The sequence below is a fragment of the Geobacter sp. genome (assembly GCF_030834625.1).
In the GTDB taxonomy this organism is placed as follows: Bacteria; Desulfobacterota; Desulfuromonadia; order Geobacterales; family Geobacteraceae; genus Geobacter.
The window spans coordinates 1-18,707 of record NZ_JAUQXO010000063.1; the positions used below are offsets into that span (position 1 = coordinate 1).

An 18,707-nucleotide genomic window follows, 5' to 3' on the forward strand; every position below is an offset into this window, starting at 1 on the left:
AATCCGTGGGGGGGGTGCGCCCGGATTCCGGATAAATGCCGATGAAAACGATCAGAGGCTCTGCTTAATGCTGCACACTGGTGAAAATTTCACCGCACGCGGCCTCTGGCCGCCAACTTTCAAGCCTTTTGCAAGAGGCTCCAAAGGAAGGACATTTCCCATGCAACAGCTCATCGACTGGCTCGTTGCCACCATCGGCGCCATGGGCTACCCCGGCATCTTCATCCTCATGGCCATGGAGAGTTCCGTCTTTCCCGTGCCGAGCGAACTGGTCATGCCCCCCGCCGGGTACTTGGCCCAGCAGGGCCAGATGAACATCTGGGTGGCCATCCTCCTGGGGACGGCGGGGAGCCTCGCCGGGGCCTACGCCAACTACTTCGCCGCCCACTGGCTGGGGCGGCCCCTGCTTCTGAAATACGGGAAGTATGTCTGGATCACCGAGGAGAAGTTCGCGAAAGTTGAAACATTCTTCCACAAGCACGGCGAGATTTCAACCTTCATCGGCCGCCTCCTCCCGGTGGTCCGGCACCTGATCTCCCTGCCGGCAGGGCTTGCCGGGATGCACCACGGAAAGTTCGCCTTCTACACCACCGCGGGGGCCTTCCTCTGGGTGACGATCCTCACCTGGATCGGCTATGTCATCGGCCAGAACCAGGAACTGATCATGCGTTACTCCCACCAGGCGCTGATCGGGGTCATCATCTTCTGCTTTGTGCTGGTGGCGGTCTACGTGCGGCGGCACCGGCGTAAGAACGTAAGCACCGACGCGTAAAGGGAGAGATTGTCGCCATGACTCAACAATCCGCCATGAAGACGAAGCTCATCCTCATCGAGGATGAACCGGGACATACGCGGCTCATCATCAAGAACCTGATGAAATGTGCCGATGTGGAAATCCTTCCCTTCGACACGGGACGCAGGGCTCTGGAGTATTTCGATGGCAAGACACCGGACGATCTCCGCCAGCATCTCGTTGTCCTCGACATTAACATGCCCGGCATTGATGGCTTCGAGGTTTTGAGGCGCCTCAAGGGGAATGAGTCCACGGCCGCTGTCCCTGTCATCGTCTTCACCACAACGGACCATCCGGACGAGATACGCCGGTGCTACCAGGAAGGGGCCAACCTGTATCTTGTCAAGCCGATGGATTACACGGCCTTCCAGGTAACGATAGACTTCCTGGCGGCAAGCCTCACGATGATGAGGCTTCCCTAGGGATGGTCGGCCCCGGAACTAACTATCCCACCCTCGTGGTGGCGACCGACGGGAAGATCGTCGAGACAAACGATGCGTTCACTGCCCTTTCCGGTTATCGGGCGGAAGCGGTCACCGGCCGGCTTTTCCAGGAAGTCATCCAGTGCGGAAGCGCAAACCGCGACATTGCCAGCATTGGAACCTTCAGCGGGGTTGACCTGAGGAAGGCTTCCGGGGCACAACTGTCACTGTTGGCTGTCGTTTCCCCCGTCCTTGATCAAACCCTCACTCCGTACCGCTACATCGTTAAACTGACGGAATGCCAGGAGATACCCGAGGTGGCACAGGCCCTTGCCGCCATCGAATCCCGCATGGAGGTTTCCGAGCAGGAGCAGCAGACGTTCGTCTCCAGCGTTTCCCACGACCTCCGCTCGCCCGTGGTAAGCATCAAGGGATTCACCGGCGAACTGCGGGGACTGACCGAAAATTTCATGAGGCAGATCGGCGCCTCCCCGGGGCTCTCCCCGGAATCCGAGGCACTGCTCACTCAGTATCGCGAGGAAATGTTCGAGGCCATTGGCTTTGTGGAATCAAGCGCTAAACGGGTCGAACGCCTGGTCAACCTGCTGGTCGTCTTCTCCAAGCTGGAACGGATACCGCTGAACGACCAGCGCGTGGACATGGCCAACCTCATCAGGAGCATCGTTACCTCCATGCGGCACCGGATCGGGCAGAAGGAGTGCCAGATCTCCATGGAAGCCCTGTTTCCGTGCCTGATGATCGATCCCACCGTGGCCGAACGGATTTTCGGCAATATCCTCGACAACGCCGTCAAGTATCTCGACCCCTCCCGCCCGGGTTCCATAACGATCAAAGCGGGTGAAAACGACCGGGAAGTGATCTTCTCGGTGCGCGACAACGGCATCGGCATTGCCGAATACAACAGGCACAAGGTATTCATGTTCTTCAGGCGCGCCACCGACCTGGACATTCCCGGCGACGGCGTCGGCATGCCTCTGGCGAGGGCCCTGCTCAAACGCTACCGGGGCCGGATCTGGTTCGAATCCCAGGAGGGAAGGGGAACGACCTTCCACGTGGCGTTCCCCAAAACCCTCGTGGTCTGAGGTTATTCACCGGCAACCATGGCTTCTCCTTTGTTTCTCCGCATACTCTGCTCGTGTCTCCTCTTCTGCGTCATTTCCCTGGCCACCGGACCCAAGGCCCATGGCGAGGAGGTTACCGAGGCAAAACTCAAGGCCATTTTCCTGGTCAACGTCCTCGGCTACGCCGAGTGGCCGGGAAGGCCCAAACCGGCCACCTACGGGGTCTGCGTGGCTGCGTCGGAAGAGCTTTCCTCGGAAGTGCGTTCCTATGTCCAACTCAAGGGACTGGATGCCAGGATTCAGCTGCGCAGCCTGGACGGAGCCAGGAACCTGGATGGGTGCGATGTCGTATTCGTGGAAAACGACACTGTGCGCGGAGAGAGCTATATCCTGAAGGAGGCCAGGGAGAAGCGTGTGCTCTCCATCGGCGCCGGTGAACGCTTCATCGGCAAAGGGGGTATCATCCGCATCTATCTGAAGGACAGGAAGCTGGCATTCGACATCAGCGCCACGGCTGCCGATGCCAGCAGGATAAAAATCGACGCCCGGCTGCTGTCGCTGGCAAAGAAGGTTTACTGATCAATGGCTCGCCGCCCCTTTCACGACATCTCCCTTGAGCAAAAGTTCGGCCGCATCTACCGGCAGGCAACGGCAGCGGCTTTTTTCTGCAGCATCGTGCTGTTCTGCATCATCGCAACCGGAGAATACCGCTCCCAGTTCATGGCGGCCGCATCCACCGAGGGGAAAATCCTGTCAAAAAACATCGAAGCCTCCCTGATGTTCGATGACACCGCAACCGCCAACGCCCTTCTCTCCTCCCTGGCCAGCAACGGGAACATAGATGCCGCGGCGATATACGATGCCGCGGGGAGACTCTTTGCCACCTACAAACGGAAAGGTTCCGCGCCTGACGCCCAGCAGCAGCCGCAGACCCCACGGGGCACCTCCTTCCGCCTGACCCACTTCGACTTCCGCAGCGAGGTCATTGCCACCGACGACATCAACCACGACCGGAAGCTCGGCACCCTCACCATCCGTTACAACCTCGCCGCCCTCTACCACCGTATCCTCTGGATCGTAGCCGCCCTGGTGGTGGTGTTTGTCATCTCGTTCCTGATCGGCAGGGCCATCATCACGAGGAAGCAGCGATCGATCATTGAGCCCATCGAGCATCTGACCACGGCGGCCAACACCATATCCGCCAACAGAAACTACCAGATCCGGATCCCCGCCGAGAGCTCCGACGAAATCGGCATATTGACCAACAGCTTCAACGAGATGCTTGAACAGATACGGCAGCGGGACGACGAACTGAACCGCAACCGGGAAGAGCTCGAGGCAAAGGTGGAGCAACGGACAAAGGAGTTGGCAGACCATACGCGGAACCTGGAGCAGATCAACGAGGACCTGCGAAACTTCGTCCACATCTTCCATCACGACCTGAGAACGCCGATTCTGAATCTGACCTGCTACGTAGAGGAGGTGTCCTCCGCCATCGCCTCTGCCCACCGGGTCATCGCCAAGTACGAAACCCAGATGACCGCCGAAGATGCAGCCTCACTGGAGGAAAGCCTCGGCGGCGAAACGGACTTCAGCCTGGACATCCTCAGGAAATCGGTCTCGTCGGTGAAGTCCATGTACCAGGCCGTCGTGAACATCGCCCAGATCAGCAGCATCAAGGCGAAGCCGAGCGAGTTCAAGCTCACCCCACTGGTGCAGGAGGTCCTCGACGATTTTCGCTCCCGGATTCACGACGCCGGCATAACGCTAAAATCTCGCAACCTGCCGGAAAGGATCACCTCCGATCCGGCCGTCCTGAGGCAGATTCTCTCCCACCTGCTTGACAACGCCGTCAAGTTCACCAGGGATTCCCGCGAGAAAACCATTGAGATCTCCGGCACGGAAACGGAACGGGAGTGGTCCCTGAGTGTGCTCGACACTGGCATCGGCATTGCTGAACCGGAACGGCAGAAGATTTTCGATCTGTTCAAAAAGGGGGATCATCCGGGCATCATCGGCTCCGGCATGGGGCTCCCCTACTCCCGGGCGTTTGCCAACTGCATCAACGCCACCATAACGGTTGCCTCACAAGAAGGCTCCGGGTCGACATTCACGCTGAATATACCCAAACCGTCGGGTAAAGAGAGTACCTATGACGCACAGTAAACTCCTGCTTCTCCTGATGCTTCTTCTGGCTAGTTCGGCCGTCCAGGGCGAGGAACTGCCGCCTGCACAAACCGGTGTGGCTCGCGACCAGACCGGACAGACATTGGATGATCTGCTCAACATGGAGATTACGGTGGCATCCGCAAAGCCGGCCCTGCCGAGCGAGGCCCCGGCTGTCGTGAGCGTGATCACCCGCGAGGAAATGGAGTTGTCCGGCGCCCGGGACCTCATCGACGTATTGCGGATGGTGCCGGGGTTCGACTTCGGGGTGGACATCTGGAACGTGGTGGGAGTTGGATTCCGGGGTATCTTTGCGCAAAACGGCAGAGTAAAGCTCACCGTCGACGGCATGGGCTTCAACGATCTTCTGTACGGGAACGTCCCCTTCGGCAGCCATTTCCCCGTGGAGCAGATGGAAAGAATCGAGATCATTCGCGGTCCCGGCTCGGCCATGTATGGCAATTTCGCCGAACTGGCGGTCGTCAATGTCGTTACCAGGATCGGCGCCGAGGTGCCGGGTATCCAGGCCTCGTCCACCACCGGGCTTTTCGACAGGGGATTCGCCCGCCAGAATCTGAATGCGAAATACGGGGCCACCATCGGAGACAGTGGCTATTTCGGCATATCCCTGTTCGGCGGGCTTGCCCAGCGGAGCGCCAAAACCTACACGGACCAGAGCGGAGGCCGGTGGGACATGCGCAACGATTCCGACCTCCAGACCGGAAACGTCAATCTTAATTACCGGCAGGGGAACCTGAATGCCCGGTTCATCTACGACAACCACCTGATCACCCACCGCGACGGCTATGGGGATGTCCTTCCCGACGATTACCGCGTCCGCTTCGTCACCTCCATCGGGCAGCTTTCCTACAGGGCCCAGATAACCGACAACCTCCGCCTGACGCCGCTCTTCGAGGCAACCGTCCAGCAGCCCTGGAGAAACACCGGAGTGCCGGTGAGCGACGTGACCTACTATGACCCCACCGTGCAGAAGTACGCTCTGAATCTCAAGGCCGACTGGGACCTGGCACGCTGGGCAAGCACCCTGTTCGGGGCGGAATATGAATGGGAATATGCCCGTTACGGCGGAGACGAGCCGACACGGAAATACCAGTTCCCGGACGGGAAGCAGAGCATCGACTTCAACCGCTTTGCCCTCTACAACGAATGGCTCCTGAAGACCCCCCTTGTCAACGTCACGGCCGGGGTGCGCCTGGAAAAGCACAGCGAGTACGATCCCTCGGTCGTTCCCCGTATCAGCCTCACCCGCAGCTTCGGAGACACGAACGTGAAGGCCATCTACAACCGGGCTTTCCGGGCACCGACCATCGAGCAGACAGCGGCCGCCCTGAAGACCGGCAACAAGCTCGAAACCGAAACGGCCGACGTGGTGGAACTGGAGGCAAGCCACCGGTTCGATGCCCGAAACCATCTGTCGGTCAACCTTTTCGATATCCGCATAAATCACCCCATCAACTACTACTACGACTTTGTCAATGACCTCGATGCCTACAAGAACGAGGGGCGCATCGGAACACGGGGCGTAGAGGCCGAGTACCGGTTCCGGGACGACTGGGGACATCTGGCACTGCGCTATTCCTTTTACCGGGTCACAAATACGGGCTCCGACATCTTCCGGGTGCCGGGCCATGACGATGTTTTTGTGGCGTTACCGGCCCACAAGGTGACCCTCGACGCCGGATACAAGGTAACGCGCAACCTCAACCTGAACACGACGCTGGTGTTCGTGGGGGACCGCTACGGCTTCGACCGCGTCGATCCGGCCACGGGCGAACCGGAAGTGAACCGGCACAGCCCGGAACTGGTGGCCAACCTCTACCTCCTCTACCGCAACGCCTTCTGGAAAGGGGTGGACGTGGGTCTCGGGGTGTTCGACCTGTTCGGGGCGAACCATGAATTCATCCAGCCCTATAACGGCGGGCACGCCCCGCTCCCCGGCCCGGGAAGGGAGTACGTGCTCAGGATCAGCTATACGCCGGGCATCTGATCAACGGAAGAATGATACTTGTCACTTAATCTGCGTAAGACCTGCAAGTGTGGTGAAAGGAGGAATCGTGCTCTTAATACGTGCGAGGGTGGGAATCAGCAAAATTCACGGATTTGGTTTGATTGCTCAAGAATTTATTCCTAAGGGGACCGTCACGTGGAAACTTGTTCCCGGATTCGACTGCCTGTTTTCAGAAGAAGAACTGCAAAGCTTCCCCCCATCGGTTCAGGAACAAGTTCACCACTATGGTCATTACGACCCGGATCTGAACAAGTATGTGCTTTGTTCAGACGATGCCAGATTCACTAACCACGCAAATGAGCCGACAGAGCTTTCCTGCGGTGATTATTCGATAGCTGCTCGCGATATCCACCCAGGTGAGGAGATCACGTGCGATTACGGGGATTTTGCTCATCAGTTCAATGTTCTTCACGAGACACGGTGAAGGCGGGGGGATAGGAATGGACTGGGGAAAATTCAAACTGGAACTACTCGTCGGGCAGGCTGTCATTCCTTACCTTTCGGAAATCGCCCGGCTCCGGATCACCATCTTCAAAGAGTTTCCCTACCTCTACAAAGGGTCCGAGGATAGTGAGACGACGTATCTGCAAGCCTACGCCAAAGCGCCCGACGCCTGCGTGTTCGTGGTCCGGGACGGCACAACCATCATCGGCGCCATTACCGGGGTTCCCCTGAGCGAGGAGCCGGCGGCCTTCACGGCACCATTCGCATCCGGCCCCTACCCCCTGGACACCATCTACTACCTCGGCGAAGTGCTTTTTTTCCCGCCCTACCGGGGACAAGGGCTTGGGTCGCGGCTTCTGAAGGAGTTCGAGGATCACGTCCGCGCTCTGGGGAGGTATAAGCACTTTGCCTGCGCAACCGTCGTACGGACCGAAAATCATCCCTTGAGACCGAGCGACTATCACCCCATCGACGGACTCCTTATCAGAGCCGGACTCATCAGACATCCGGAATTCCGGGTCACCCTCCCCTGGCCCGACCTTGATGGCAACGTCACTGAGAATATGATGGAGTTCTGGATAAAGGAGCTGCATTCCCTTAACAGACCATGAACGGTTTCAGCAAACGCCGCACACGAAAAAACCCCGACAGCGCTCCGCCGTCGGGGTTTTTTTCTATTTGTGCAGGAACACCTTACTTCGGCACCTTCTCCCAGTCCTTCAGAAACCGCTCGATGCCGGCGTCGGTGAGGGGGTGCTTGGCCAGCTGGAGCATGACAGAATAGGGGATGGTGGCGATGTCGGCGCCGATGAGGGCGGCGTTCAGGACGTGGATCGGGTTGCGCACGCTGGCCACGATGATCTCGGCGGTATAGCCGTAGTTGTCGAAGATGGTCTTGATGTCGTCGATGATCCCCATGCCATCCTGGGAGATATCGTCGAGGCGCCCCACGAAGGGGGAGACGTAGGTGGCACCCGCCTTGGCGGCCAGAAGGGCCTGCATGGCGGTGAAGACGAGGGTCACGTTGGTCTTGATCCCCTCCTTCGTCAGGGTGGTGCACGCCTTGAGCCCTTCCGGGGTCATGGGGAGCTTGATGACGATGTTCTTGTGGATCCTGGCCAGCTCCTCGGCCTCGCGGATCATCCCGTCGTGGTCAAGGGAGACCACCTCGGCGGAGATGGGGCCGTCCACGATGCCAGTGATCTCCTTGATGACATCCTCGAACTTGCGCCCCGATTTGGCGATGAGCGAGGGATTGGTTGTGACGCCGTCCACAAGCCCGAGCTCGTGGGCCTCGCGGATTTCATTCACGTCTGCGGTGTCGATGAAAAACTTCATTTGTGTTCCTCCGGGGTTGTTTGGTTATGGGTAGTGCTCGTATGCTCGAGGCTCGCCCGGTACTTCTCCAGGCAGGCCATGGAGCAGAAATGGATCCGCTTTCCCTCGTGGCGGCCGATGACGGCATCGTCCTCGGTCACGTAGACGCCGCAGACCGGGTCCTGAAAGGTCTCCTCCTGACGCGGTTCCGGGGGCGCGGGGGGCGCCTCCTTCTGCCGCGAGGCCAGGAATCCCTTGACGATCCTGTAGCCGATGTAGATCAGAATGATCCAGCTGAGCAGTTGAATGAGTCGCACTTTCTTCTCCTTAAATCCTGGTGACTCGCTCGCCGGAAGGGAGCGACCTGAGCAGTTCGTCGACACGCACCCCCAGACGGGGATGGATGACGGCAGGGGCGATCTCCGCCAGGGGAACCAGCACGAAGCGGCGCTCGTGGAGCCGGGGATGGGGGATGACGAGCCCCTCTTCTTCAAGGACGAGGTCGCCGTAGAGGAGGATATCCAGGTCCATGGGTCGGGGTCCCTGCGGGACATCCCGAACCCTCCGGAACACCCCGGTTTCGATCTTCTGGAGTTCCGCAAGCAGCTGGCGGGGGGAAAGGGACGTTTCAACCCTCATGACAGCATTGAGGAAGGTGGGCTGCGCCACCAACCCCACAGGCTCGGTGTCGTAGAAGCCGGAAAGTGCGGTAATCCGTGTCTGGGCCAGCTTGCCAACCTCGGCCACGGCCCGCAGCAGCGCCAGCTCCCGGTCCCCCTGGTTCGAGCCGAGGGCTATGAAAACATTCGATTCCACCGGCAGATTAGAGCATAACGCGCCAGATTTTTCAACGCTCCTGACCGCCTTTTCCGGTCCCTGGTCCCCGGTCCCGGCTTTCAGTGCAGCTCCTCCCCCGTGGTGGTCATGACGAGCTTGCCGTGCTTGACCCCCTTCACGCCGATCAGCTCGTCGGCGATCTTCTTCACCTCCCGGGCCTTGCCCCGCACCACGAGGACTTCGAGGCAGTTGTGGGCGTCCAGGTGGACGTGGAGGGCCGAGATGATCTCGTTGTGGTGGGAGTGCTGCTGCTCGGTGAGTTTGTCGGAAAGGTCGCGGACGTGGTGGTTGTAGACAAGGGTCACGGTGCCGACGGTCTCCTCGTCGCCCCCTTCCCACTTGAGCTCCACCAGCGCCGCGCGGATCAGGTCGCGGACCGCCTCGGAGCGGTTCATGTACCCCTTCTCCTCGATGAGCCGGTCGAAATTTTCCAGCAGTTTGTCGTCGATGGAGATGCCGAATCTGACGGTTTCGCCCATGGGTCTCTTCTCCTGCGGCCGGTTTCAAAACGGCCGGATGATAGACTACTTTACCCCGGAGGGGAATCTTTTTTCGCGCTACTTCCGCAGCTTCCGCAACCCAAAGGAGACCAGGAACAGGGTAAAGTTCACCAGGATGATGGTGGCGCCGGCGGGGAGATTGGCGAGAAAGGAGATGACGATCCCGCCCACCACCGACAGGACCCCGAGGAGCACGGCAAGGGCTATGGCGGTCCGGAACCCCCGGGCAACCTGCAGCGATGTGACCGCCGGCAGGATGAGGAGCGCCGAGATGAGCATGATCCCCACCACCTTCATGGCCAACACCACGGTGAGCGCCGTGAGGAGGACGAGCACCGCGTTGATCCGGTCCACCCGGATACCCGAAGTGCGGGCGAGCTCCTCGTCGAAGGTGATGGCGAAGAGATCGTGGTAGAAGAGGATTACCGTCAGGCAGACCACCACGAAGAGAACCGCCGTCTGCCCCAGCTCGAAGGGGCTGATGGAGAGGATGTTGCCGAAGAGGTAGCTGAAGAGGTCCACGTTGAAGCCGCCGGCCATGCTGGCCAGCATGATGCCGGTGGCGATCCCCAGGGACGAGACGATGCCGATGGCGGCGTCGCCGTAGATCCGCGCCCGCTCGGCCAGCTTCAGGATCCCCAGGGCCGCCAGGAGCACGGCCGGTATGGCGGCGGCGGTGGCATAGACTGACTGGAAGCGGAGAAAGAGGGCTAACGCCACGCTCCCGAAGGTGACGTGGGCAAGGCCGTCGCCGATGAGCGACAGCCGCCGCAGGACGAGGAATACCCCGAGCACCGCGCAGAGGGCCGCGATGAGGGAGCCGGCCACAAGGGCCCGGAGGAGAAAGCCGTACTGAAAGATTTCGAGGAAAGTCATTGTTATTCCAGTTCAGATGAATCCGTAGGGGCGCCGCTTGCCGCGCCCTTGTTTCAGGATCGGCCAGGGCGCGGCAAGCAGCGCCCCTACAATCCTTGTTTAATGCCGGTGGCAGATCTGGTGCTGGGTATGGGGACCGAAGTAGTCCGCCATCTCCGGCGAGCCGCAGAAGTCGTCGAAGCCGCCGTAAAAGACCAGGCGTTTGTCCAGGTAGAGAAACCGTGAGGCGTAGCGGCCGATGGTGCCGCTGTCATGGGTCACGAGGATGACGGTGGTTTCCCGCTCCCGGTTGACGTCCTGGATGGTGCGGTAGAAGCTCTCCCGGGTCTCCGGGTCCAGGGCCGTGGTGGGTTCGTCAAGGACGAGAAGCTCCGGCCCGTTCACCAGTGCCCGGGCAAGAAGTACCCGCTGCCGCAGGCCCCCGGAGAGTTCGCCGATGAGCCGGTTGCGGATGCCGCCGATCCCCATGAGATCCAGGGCCCGGTCCACGGCCCCGGTATCCTCCCTGCGGGCGCGACGGGGAAAGGGACGGGCAGCCAAGAGTCCCAGCCCCACCACCTCGGCGACGGTGGCCGGGAAGTGGGGATTGAAGTGCTGGAGCCCCTGGGGGAGGTAGCCGACCCGCTGCCACTGCTCAAAGGAGCCCAGGGGGGTACCGAAGAGGTCGACGCCCCCCCGGTCGGGGCGGGCAAGCCCCAGGATGCAGCGGATGAGGGTGCTCTTCCCCGAGCCATTGGGGCCGACGATCCCCACGTAGTCCCCCTTCTCCACGGCGAACGACACGTCGCACAGGGCATCCGCCCCCTGGTAGGCGAGGGAGAGCCCCTGAACCGTGACGACCCCTACCGGCATTGGAGACCCTCCCGAAGGCTCGCCAGGTTTTTCTCCATGAGGGCGATGAACGTGACCCCCTTGTCCAGGTCGGCCTTGGCCACGGTGTGGGCGCCGTGAAGCATGAGGATGGAGGCGCCGGTCTCCCGGGCGATGGTCTCGGCGGTGCGGGGATCGAGGAGCTCCTCGGTGTAGATGTGCGTCAGCCCCTCGGCCCGCACCTGCTTAACGAGCTTCGCCAGCTTCGCCGGAGTGGGCTCGGCGTCGGCGGAGACGGCGTAGGCCGACTCGTATCGCAGGCCGTAGCGGTTGGCCAGATAGCCGAAGGCGAAGTGTCCGCCGTGGAGAACGGTCCGCGTGGCGCAGGTGGCGAGCCCCGTGCGGTACCGCTCGTCCAGGTCGGCCAGCTTCGCCCGGTAGGCGGCGGCATTGGCCAGGTAGACGGCACGGTTCGCCGGGTCCCGCTCCGCAAGGGCACCGGCGATGGTATCCACCATGCGCTGGGCGTTGGTAAAATCGAGCCAGAGGTGGGGGTCCATCCCCTCCCCTCCGTGGCCATGCTCCCCGTCGTCGTGGCCGTCGTGATTCTCCCCGGCGCCCGCCTTCAGAAATTTCGCTCTCCGGCTCGCGTCGACCACCGAGAGGTTCCCCTTGCCTGCCCCCTTGACGATCTCGCCGGCCCACGGCTCCATGTAGCGGTTTGTGTAGACGAAGAGGTCCGCCCGGCTCACCCGCACGATGTCCTCGGGGCGCGGCTCGAAGCTGTGGGGCTCCATGCCCGGGGGAAGGAGCATCGTCACCTCGGCCTTGTCCCCCGCCACGGCGCGGGCAAACTCATAGACCGGGAAGATGGTGGCCACGACCCGGAGCTTGCCGCTCCCGCCGGCATCCTGATCCGCCGTTTTCCTGCAGCCAACGGCAACCGTCAGCGTCAACACAAGCAAAATAGCAACGATGCGTCTCATGAATCCTCTTTTTCGCCTGCCGAAACGGCAGCCGAAGCAGTAATAATCAATGGTGGTTGCCGCTCTAAAATACCCCGCACCCGTTGCTTGTCAAGGGGGAATCCCTCCGTTGACTCCCATTGGCAGATGGGCTACAGTGGCCGAAGTCTGCCGCCACCGGCGGCTCTCTGACGGAGGTACGGCGATGTTCATGGGCAAGCTCCCCCACAAGGCGGACCTGATCGGCGCCCTCACCGAGACGGCCGGCGCCAACGGAATCCAGGCAGGCGCCGTCCAGGTGATGGGCGCCCTCCAGAGGGCAACACTCGGCTTTTACGACCAGTGGAGCAAGGCCTACCGGGAGCTCCCGTTCAACAACCCCCTGGAGATCGTTTCCGGCACGGGGAACATATCGCTGCGGGACGGAAAACCCTTCGTCCACCTCCACCTCGCCGTTTCCGACGAGGAAGGGAAGGTCTTCGGCGGCCACGCCATGGAGGGATGCATCATCTTCGCCGCCGAGTATGTCATCATACCGCTGGTGGGGACTGCGCCCGTCCGCACCTTTGACGAAGCCACCGGCCTCTTCCTCTGGGAGCGGGAACAGTACCCTGCCCCGGGACAAAAGAAACTCTCCCCCGAGCTCCAGCGGGCACTTCTCCACCCGTAACTTCACGCGCACCATTCCAGGTTTTCATGAAAGCAGGATACAAACGGACACCAACCACGGATGAACTGGAGCTTGAGCGCAAGCGGCGGGAGTTCCACGCCCTGGAGCGGCGCCTGGCCCGGCTCGAGCACGACCTTGAGGACCTTCGGGAGGAGATCCAGGAGTTCGAGAAGCTCTATTCCGTGAAGATGGCCGACCGGATCCGGGAACTGGACCAGTTGCGGCAGGAGCTTGCCAAGGCCCGGGCAGAGGACGCAGGCGGCCAAACGGATGATGCAGGGGAACGGCGGCACTACGGTTTCCGGGACGAGGAACCGGAGGCCGAGGAGATCCCCCGGGTAAAACCGGGCACCGTGGCAACGGGAAAGAGCGAGGGGATCCGCGACATCTACCGCAGGGTGGCCAAGGCGATCCACCCCGACTTTGCCGATTCCGACGGGGACCGCCGGCGCCGCCAGAAGCTCATGGCCGAGGCGAACCGGGCCTACGCCGAAGAGGACCGGGTCACCCTCCAGGCAATTCTGGAAGAGTGGGAGCTGTCTCCCGAGACGGCCGTAGCCGTCGGCACCGCAGGAGAACTGGCCCTGGTCACTCGGCGGATCGCCCGGGTCGTGGAACGGATCAGGGGGGTGGAACTGGAAATGGTCCGGCTCCGGAACACCGACCTCTACCGCCTCATCCAGCGGGTGCAGGACGCCCGGTGGCGGGGGCGCGACATCATCGCCGAAATGTCGTCGAGGCTCGACGCCGAGATCCTTGCCACCTGCAGGACCCTGAACGGGCTGGATCGCGGACGCCGCTCCGACGACACACCCGAAGCCGCCCTCGCACCTCCGACACCGCCGGCCGACTCCTTCCGTATTGTCAGGTTTCCCGCCGACCGCGTTCTCGGAACCCTCTTCGTCCGGGAGCGGAACTCGGGGAGCTTTCTCGACTGGAAGCGCCTCGGCGAGGCGGTCGGCGACATGGCCGTGCCGGCGGGAAAGGGACTGCGGCTCGACGTGAGCGAAGGGGCCGTGGCTGACCTGGACCTCCTCGGGACACTCCAGGCCGACGACCTCCAGGCGTGCTTCCTCTACGGCGTCAGCGACGACGACCTGACCCACATCCTGCGGCTCACGGGCATTGCGGAGCTCTACCTTTCGGGCGCCGGCATAACCGGCGAGGGGATTGTCCACCTCCTGGAACTGAAGAACCTCGAACGCCTCTACCTCTACGACACCCGGGTCACCGACGCCGGGCTCGCCTGCCTCAAATACCTGCCGCGGCTCCGCTCCCTCACCATCAGCAATGCCCCGGTCACCGACGGGGGTCTCGACCGCCTCCGGCTGGCGCTTCCCGGGTGCCGGGTCGTAATCCTCCAGAGCGGCAAGCGGGGCTAAGGCCCCGGTTTCAGCCGAAAATCCCCCCCAACAGTTCCAACAGCCGCCCATTCTCCCCGGCTCCCCGCACGGCAACACGGAAGAACCGCTCCGAAAGCCCCCGAAAGGAAGAGCAGTCCCGGATCAGGACCCGCTCTGAGAGAAGCCGCGTTGCCAGTTCCCGGGCCGTGGGGCCAACATCGATCCGAATCAGGAGATAGTTGGCGGCGGATGGATAGACCGCAAGCCCCGGCAAGGCTGCGATGCCGGCGGCAAGCCGCGCCCGCTCCACCTCCACGAGGGAACGGGTCCTGGCCGGGTAATCCGGATCAGCCAGACAGGCGAGGCCGGCGGCCTGGGCCAGGGTGTTGACGCTCCAGGGCTCCCGCAGGGCCGAGAGCCGGGCGATCACCGCTTCGCTCCCCACGGCGTAGCCGAGCCGCAGCCCCGGAATGGCGTAGAACTTGGTCATGGAGCGGAGCACCACGGCCCCGTCCCCCTGGGCCACGAGGGGCGTCGCCGATTCCTCCTCGCAAAAATCGATGAAGGCCTCGTCAAGGACAAGGAAGGTGCCGCGGCTCCGGCAGAGGCGGACAATCTCGGCAATGTCATGGCGGGGAATGAGCGCCCCGGTGGGGTTGCCGGGGTTGGCGAGGAAGAGGAGGTCGTAACCGTCCGCCAGGCGGCAATCGAGGAGATCAAGGGAAAGAGCAAATCCGTCGGCGGGGGAGAGGTCCAGGTAGTCGACCTCCAATCCGGCCCGGGAGAGGCTCTTGGCATACTCGGAGAACGGGGGCGCAACGATCAGCCCCCGCGCTCCCCCCGCAAGGCGCGGCACCAGATAGATAAGCTCCGTTGATCCGTTGGCGACGCAGATTGTGCCGGGATGGAGGCCGTGGCGGCGGGCCAGGGCCTCCCGCAGCTCCGCAGCGGTGCTGTCGGGGTAATGGACGAGGCGGTCGAAGGCGAACGTTACCGCCCCGCGCACACCGGCCGGCGGGCCGAGGGGGTTGATGCTCGCCGAGAAGTCGAGGATGTCATCGGGGGAAACGCCGAGATGGCGGGCAACGGCAAAGACCGTGCCGCCGTGGTCAAAGGTCTCTTTCATGGAGCAGTGATACCTCGCAGCGCGAAGACTCCCCAGGCCAGCAGGAGAAGCCCCTCGGCGCCGTACATGAGCCGCACGGCTCCCCGCCAGGCCACGGCGTCGAGGGGGTTGAGGGGATCGCCGATGGTGGGCTTCGCCACCGGCTTGCCGAAGTAGATGTTGGTCCCCCCGAGCTGTACGCCGAGGGCGCCGGCAGCGGCCGCCTCGGGGATGCCACTGTTGGGAGATGAGTGGTTACGGCCGTCCCGGAGCATTATCCGCCAGGCATTACGGCCCGACAGCCTCGCCAGGGGGGCGGCGAGGACCATGAGGAGCCCCGTGAGCCGCGCCGGGACGAGGTTCGCCAGGTCGTCGAACCGGGCCGAGGCCCAGCCGAAGCGGAGATACCGCTCGTTCTTGTACCCCACCATGGAGTCGAGGGTGTTGACCGCCTTGTAGGCCAGGGCCAGGGGGGCCCCGCCGACCATGAGGAAGAGGAGCGGCGCGATCACCCCGTCGGAGGTGTTTTCGGCCACGGTCTCCACGGCGCCGCGCCAGATTTCCGGCTCCGGGAGTTCCGCCGTGTCCCGCCCCACGATGTAGGAGAGGAGCCGCCGCGCCTCCGGTAGATCGCCCCGCAGAAGGGCCTCGGCCACCAGCTTCGATTCCCCGTGGAGGGAACGGGCCGCCAGACAGGTCCACCCCAGGATGGCCGAGACGACGGCGCCAGCAGCGGGATGGATGAGGGCGGCTCCCTGCACCACGCTCCAGGCGACACCGGCGGTTATGCCGACGGTCAGGAGAAGGAGAAACACTCCGCCGACACGCTCGTTCGTCACCAGCCGCCGCAGGACCTTCTCCAGCCCCGTGATCAGCTTCCCCATGACCACCACCGGATGCGGCAGCCAGCGGGGGTCACCGAAAAGGAGGTCGAGCAGGACCGCGGCCAGGACGACCGCACACGCCTCGGTCACCGGGCAAGCCCGCAGATGGCCAGGAGCCGATCCATGTCCAGGTGCTTCTCCAGGTGGGCCGCCAACAGATCAAAAGGATCGTCCTGCACCTCGGCTGCGGGGCGCTCATCGAGCCCCTTGGCCCGCCGGAGCTTATTGAGGAAGGCGGAGCGGAAGCCGGCGTTGTCGAAGATGCCATGAAGGTAGGTGCCAAAGACCCGGCCATCGCAGGAGACGGCGCCATCCAGCACCTCCACAGCGCGCCCCGAACGCTCCGTGGCCCGGGCAAAGGGACGGACGCTGGGCCCGAGGATCGTCTCCCCCATGTGGATCTCGTACCCCTCCAGCTCCCCCCGGCAGCGGGGAGCCACCTGGTACCCCGCCGGCAACAGCTCGGCCCGGGCCTGGTGGGTGGTCTTCTTCTCCAGCATCACCGTCACCACATCCAGAAGACCGAGCCCCTCGGCCTCGCGGATTCCCGACTCCACGGCGTGGGGGTCGGAGACCCGCTTCCCCAGCATCTGGTAGCCGCCGCAGATGCCGACGATGGGCCCCCGGAAGGCCCGGATCGCCTCGAAGAGCCCCCGTTCCATGAGGAAATAGAGGTCCGTGGTGGTGGCCTTGCTCCCCGGGATGATAAGGAGGTCGAGCCCCCGGAGCTGGTCCGCCCCTTCCACGTAGGTGAGGCGCACGTCGGGCTCCCCCTCCAGGGCGTCGAAGTCGGTGTAGTTGGAGATCCGCGACAGCTTCACCACGCCAATGTTCAGCCGCTCTCCCGCCGTCGTCCCCCGCTCGCCGCTCCCGGTTTTCCGCTTCTCCAGGGCGACGCTGTCCTCCTCCGGAATGCGGAAACCGGTGAAGCAGGGCACCACACCGAGGACCGGGACGCCGGTCCGCTTCTCCACGAACTCGATTCCCGGCGCGAGGAGCGACGGGTCACCCCGGAACTTGTTGATGACGATGCCGGCGATCCGCTCCCGCTCCGCCGGCTCCAGCAGCTCCATGGTCCCCACGATCTGGGCGAAGACCCCGCCCCGGTCGATGTCGGCCACGAGGATGGCCCGGCACCCCGCCATCTCGGCCACCTTCAGGTTGGCGATGTCGTGGGCCTTCAGGTTGATCTCGGCAATGCTCCCGGCCCCCTCGATGACCACAAAATCGTGGGCCGAAGAAAGCCGGTCAAAGCTCTCCCGCACCCGCTCGAAGGCGACGGGCTTGTAGGCGTGGTACTCCCTCACCGACATGTTCCCCACCACCTCCCCCGCGACAATGACCTGGCTGCCGGTGTCGGAGGAGGGTTTCAGGAGGATCGGGTTCATGTCCACATGGGGAGGGATGCCGCAGGCCGCCGCCTGCACCGCCTGGGCCCGGCCGATCTCTCCCCCCTCGGGGGTGACCGCCGAGTTGAGGGCCATGTTCTGGGACTTGAAGGGGGCCACCCTGAGGCCGCGATTTTTCAGGATGCGGCAGATGCCGGCCGTAAGGACCGACTTCCCCACGTCCGAGGCGGTGCCGACGATCATTAAAGACCGGGGACCGGGGACCGGGGACCGGGAATTCAAAATCTGGGGCGGAGAATCTGACAAGTGCTCGTCGACTGCGTTTTTTTGCTTTTTCCTGGTCCCTGGTCCCCGGTCCCCGGTCCCGGCCTTATAGCCCCGCGGGGTCACCATCCGCCCTGCCGGATCGACGAAGGTGGCGGAGTTCCCCACGATGACCAGTGAGAACATGTCGATGGGGTGGTCGAGCATCCGCCCCAGGGTGGTGACGACCCGTTCCTCCCCCTCCCGCAGGGCGTTGCGGACGATCCCCACCGGGGTATCGGCCGGCCGGGCAGAAAGGAGAATCCGCCGCGCCTCCTCGATCTGCTGTACCCGCCCCTTGCTCCGGGGGTTGTAGAGGGCCACCACGAAATCGGCTTCGGCCGCTGCCCCAAGCCGCCTCTTGATGAGGTCCCACGGGGTCAGGAGATCGGACAGGGAGATGACGGCGAAATCGTGCATGAGGGGGGCGCCGAGCACGGCCGCCGCCGCCTGCACGGCCGAGACGCCGGGGACCACCACGATCTCGGGGGGAGCGGCCATCTCCGCCGCCAGCTCCAGGGCGAGCCCCGCCATGCCGTAGATGCCGGCGTCGCCGCTGGAGACCAGGGCCACGGTCTTCCCCGAGGCGGCCAGGTCCAGGGCCTCGCGGCAGCGCTCCACCTCCTTCATCATGCCGGAGGAGACGATCTCTTTGCCGGCGATGAGGGGGTTTATCAGATCCAGGTAGGTCTTGTACCCCACCACCGCGTCGGCAGCGTCGAGGGCCTCGTTGGCCTGGAAGGTCATATGGTCGAGATCGCCGGGGCCGATGCCGACGACGTAGAGCTTGGACATCACAAACCTCATGTTTT

20 protein-coding genes are annotated in these 18,707 nt (G+C 63.0%); 10 read left to right on the forward strand and 10 right to left on the reverse strand.

Translation table 11 applies throughout. The features are described 5' to 3' along the window. Positions 1-160 precede the first annotated feature (160 nt). From RCH91_RS14590 to RCH91_RS14625, 8 genes are all read left to right on the forward strand, one after another. Positions 161-772 (forward strand): DedA family protein, encoded by a 612-nt coding sequence (locus RCH91_RS14590; protein WP_306535701.1) that lies wholly within the window; start codon positions 161-163, stop codon positions 770-772. A 17-nt stretch (positions 773-789) separates the two neighbouring features. After that, positions 790-1,215 (forward strand): response regulator, encoded by a 426-nt coding sequence (locus RCH91_RS14595; protein WP_306535702.1) that lies wholly within the window; start codon positions 790-792, stop codon positions 1,213-1,215. 2 nt (positions 1,216-1,217) lie between these two features. Next, positions 1,218-2,318: a PAS domain-containing sensor histidine kinase gene (locus RCH91_RS14600; protein ID WP_306535703.1), complete on the forward strand. Its 1,101-nt coding sequence runs from the start codon at positions 1,218-1,220 to the stop codon at positions 2,316-2,318. Between the two features lie 18 nt (positions 2,319-2,336). Beyond that, positions 2,337-2,876, forward strand: a complete 540-nt coding sequence (locus RCH91_RS14605; RefSeq protein ID WP_306535704.1) for a YfiR family protein — start codon at positions 2,337-2,339, stop codon at positions 2,874-2,876. Between the two features lie 3 nt (positions 2,877-2,879). After that, positions 2,880-4,463, forward strand: coding sequence for an ATP-binding protein (locus tag RCH91_RS14610; RefSeq protein ID WP_306535705.1), 1,584 nt, complete (start codon positions 2,880-2,882; stop codon positions 4,461-4,463). Next, positions 4,450-6,471 (forward strand): TonB-dependent siderophore receptor, encoded by a 2,022-nt coding sequence (locus RCH91_RS14615; RefSeq protein WP_306535706.1) that lies wholly within the window; start codon positions 4,450-4,452, stop codon positions 6,469-6,471. The genes RCH91_RS14610 and RCH91_RS14615 overlap by 14 nt, the downstream gene beginning before the upstream one ends. A 67-nt stretch (positions 6,472-6,538) precedes the next feature. Beyond that, entirely contained in the window at positions 6,539-6,916 is a 378-nt protein-coding gene (locus RCH91_RS14620; RefSeq protein WP_306535707.1) for an SET domain-containing protein, read from the forward strand. Between the two features lie 16 nt (positions 6,917-6,932). Then, entirely contained in the window at positions 6,933-7,547 is a 615-nt protein-coding gene (locus tag RCH91_RS14625; protein WP_306535708.1) for a GNAT family N-acetyltransferase, read from the forward strand. An 82-nt stretch (positions 7,548-7,629) separates the two neighbouring features. Here RCH91_RS14625 and fsa read toward each other — a convergent pair whose 3' ends face one another. The 7 genes from fsa to RCH91_RS14660 all read right to left on the reverse strand — a co-directional run bounded on the left by fsa (position 7,630) and on the right by RCH91_RS14660 (position 12,262). Further along, positions 7,630-8,274, reverse strand: a complete 645-nt coding sequence (gene fsa, locus RCH91_RS14630) for a fructose-6-phosphate aldolase (RefSeq protein WP_306535709.1) — start codon at positions 8,272-8,274, stop codon at positions 7,630-7,632. Continuing rightward, positions 8,271-8,570 carry a transcriptional regulator gene (locus RCH91_RS14635; protein WP_306535710.1) on the reverse strand — a complete coding sequence of 100 codons (300 nt, stop codon included), beginning with the start codon at positions 8,568-8,570 and terminating at the stop codon, positions 8,271-8,273. Before RCH91_RS14635 ends, fsa begins: the two co-directional genes overlap by 4 nt. A gap of 10 nt (positions 8,571-8,580) precedes the next feature. Further along, positions 8,581-9,069: a 2-amino-4-hydroxy-6-hydroxymethyldihydropteridine diphosphokinase gene (folK, locus tag RCH91_RS14640; RefSeq protein ID WP_306535711.1), complete on the reverse strand. Its 489-nt coding sequence runs from the start codon at positions 9,067-9,069 to the stop codon at positions 8,581-8,583. 80 nt (positions 9,070-9,149) lie between these two features. Continuing rightward, positions 9,150-9,569 carry a nickel-responsive transcriptional regulator NikR gene (gene nikR / locus RCH91_RS14645; RefSeq protein ID WP_306535712.1) on the reverse strand — a complete coding sequence of 140 codons (420 nt, stop codon included), beginning with the start codon at positions 9,567-9,569 and terminating at the stop codon, positions 9,150-9,152. A gap of 78 nt (positions 9,570-9,647) precedes the next feature. Next, entirely contained in the window at positions 9,648-10,466 is an 819-nt protein-coding gene (locus tag RCH91_RS14650) for a metal ABC transporter permease (protein ID WP_306535713.1), read from the reverse strand. Positions 10,467-10,565: 99 nt separating this feature from the next. Next, a complete protein-coding gene (locus RCH91_RS14655; protein WP_306535714.1) occupies positions 10,566-11,318 on the reverse strand; it encodes a metal ABC transporter ATP-binding protein in 753 nt (250 codons plus the stop codon). Then, positions 11,309-12,262, reverse strand: coding sequence for a metal ABC transporter substrate-binding protein (locus RCH91_RS14660; protein WP_306535715.1), 954 nt, complete (start codon positions 12,260-12,262; stop codon positions 11,309-11,311). The genes RCH91_RS14655 and RCH91_RS14660 overlap by 10 nt, the downstream gene beginning before the upstream one ends. A gap of 184 nt (positions 12,263-12,446) precedes the next feature. Between RCH91_RS14660 and RCH91_RS14665 the strand changes: the two genes are divergently transcribed. After that, positions 12,447-12,911: a PPC domain-containing DNA-binding protein gene (locus tag RCH91_RS14665; protein WP_306535716.1), complete on the forward strand. Its 465-nt coding sequence runs from the start codon at positions 12,447-12,449 to the stop codon at positions 12,909-12,911. 26 nt (positions 12,912-12,937) lie between these two features. Beyond that, positions 12,938-14,293, forward strand: a complete 1,356-nt coding sequence (locus RCH91_RS14670; protein WP_306535717.1) for a hypothetical protein — start codon at positions 12,938-12,940, stop codon at positions 14,291-14,293. Between the two features lie 10 nt (positions 14,294-14,303). Here the strand turns inward: RCH91_RS14670 and cobD are convergent, their stop codons facing one another. Genes cobD through RCH91_RS14685 form a run of 3 tightly spaced genes read right to left on the reverse strand, consistent with a single transcriptional unit; the run spans position 14,304 to position 18,690 of the window. Next, the gene (gene cobD, locus RCH91_RS14675) at positions 14,304-15,380 is read right to left on the reverse strand and encodes a threonine-phosphate decarboxylase CobD (protein ID WP_306535718.1); all 1,077 of its coding nucleotides are present in this window, start codon (positions 15,378-15,380) and stop codon (positions 14,304-14,306) included. After that, positions 15,377-16,333, reverse strand: coding sequence for an adenosylcobinamide-phosphate synthase CbiB (cbiB, locus tag RCH91_RS14680; protein ID WP_306535719.1), 957 nt, complete (start codon positions 16,331-16,333; stop codon positions 15,377-15,379). Before cbiB ends, cobD begins: the two co-directional genes overlap by 4 nt. Continuing rightward, a complete protein-coding gene (locus RCH91_RS14685; protein WP_306535720.1) occupies positions 16,330-18,690 on the reverse strand; it encodes a cobyric acid synthase in 2,361 nt (786 codons plus the stop codon). Before RCH91_RS14685 ends, cbiB begins: the two co-directional genes overlap by 4 nt. Positions 18,691-18,707 lie beyond the last annotated feature (17 nt).

Excerpts from the sequence above, each read along its gene's own strand:
- RCH91_RS14590 (WP_306535701.1), top strand. The coding sequence starts at position 161 with ATGCAACAGCTCATCGACTGGCTCGTTGCCACCATCGGCGCCATGGGC.
- RCH91_RS14595 (WP_306535702.1), top strand. The coding sequence starts at position 790 with ATGACTCAACAATCCGCCATGAAGACGAAGCTCATCCTCATCGAGGAT.
- RCH91_RS14600 (WP_306535703.1), top strand. The coding sequence starts at position 1,218 with ATGGTCGGCCCCGGAACTAACTATCCCACCCTCGTGGTGGCGACCGAC.
- RCH91_RS14605 (WP_306535704.1), top strand. The coding sequence starts at position 2,337 with ATGGCTTCTCCTTTGTTTCTCCGCATACTCTGCTCGTGTCTCCTCTTC.
- RCH91_RS14610 (WP_306535705.1), top strand. The coding sequence starts at position 2,880 with ATGGCTCGCCGCCCCTTTCACGACATCTCCCTTGAGCAAAAGTTCGGC.
- RCH91_RS14615 (WP_306535706.1), top strand. The coding sequence starts at position 4,450 with ATGACGCACAGTAAACTCCTGCTTCTCCTGATGCTTCTTCTGGCTAGT.
- RCH91_RS14625 (WP_306535708.1), top strand. The coding sequence starts at position 6,933 with ATGGACTGGGGAAAATTCAAACTGGAACTACTCGTCGGGCAGGCTGTC.
- fsa (WP_306535709.1), bottom strand. The coding sequence starts at position 8,274 with ATGAAGTTTTTCATCGACACCGCAGACGTGAATGAAATCCGCGAGGCC.
- nikR (WP_306535712.1), bottom strand. The coding sequence starts at position 9,569 with ATGGGCGAAACCGTCAGATTCGGCATCTCCATCGACGACAAACTGCTG.
- RCH91_RS14650 (WP_306535713.1), bottom strand. The coding sequence starts at position 10,466 with ATGACTTTCCTCGAAATCTTTCAGTACGGCTTTCTCCTCCGGGCCCTT.
- RCH91_RS14655 (WP_306535714.1), bottom strand. The coding sequence starts at position 11,318 with ATGCCGGTAGGGGTCGTCACGGTTCAGGGGCTCTCCCTCGCCTACCAG.
- RCH91_RS14660 (WP_306535715.1), bottom strand. The coding sequence starts at position 12,262 with ATGAGACGCATCGTTGCTATTTTGCTTGTGTTGACGCTGACGGTTGCC.
- RCH91_RS14665 (WP_306535716.1), top strand. The coding sequence starts at position 12,447 with ATGTTCATGGGCAAGCTCCCCCACAAGGCGGACCTGATCGGCGCCCTC.
- RCH91_RS14670 (WP_306535717.1), top strand. The coding sequence starts at position 12,938 with ATGAAAGCAGGATACAAACGGACACCAACCACGGATGAACTGGAGCTT.
- cobD (WP_306535718.1), bottom strand. The coding sequence starts at position 15,380 with ATGAAAGAGACCTTTGACCACGGCGGCACGGTCTTTGCCGTTGCCCGC.
- RCH91_RS14685 (WP_306535720.1), bottom strand. The coding sequence starts at position 18,690 with ATGTCCAAGCTCTACGTCGTCGGCATCGGCCCCGGCGATCTCGACCAT.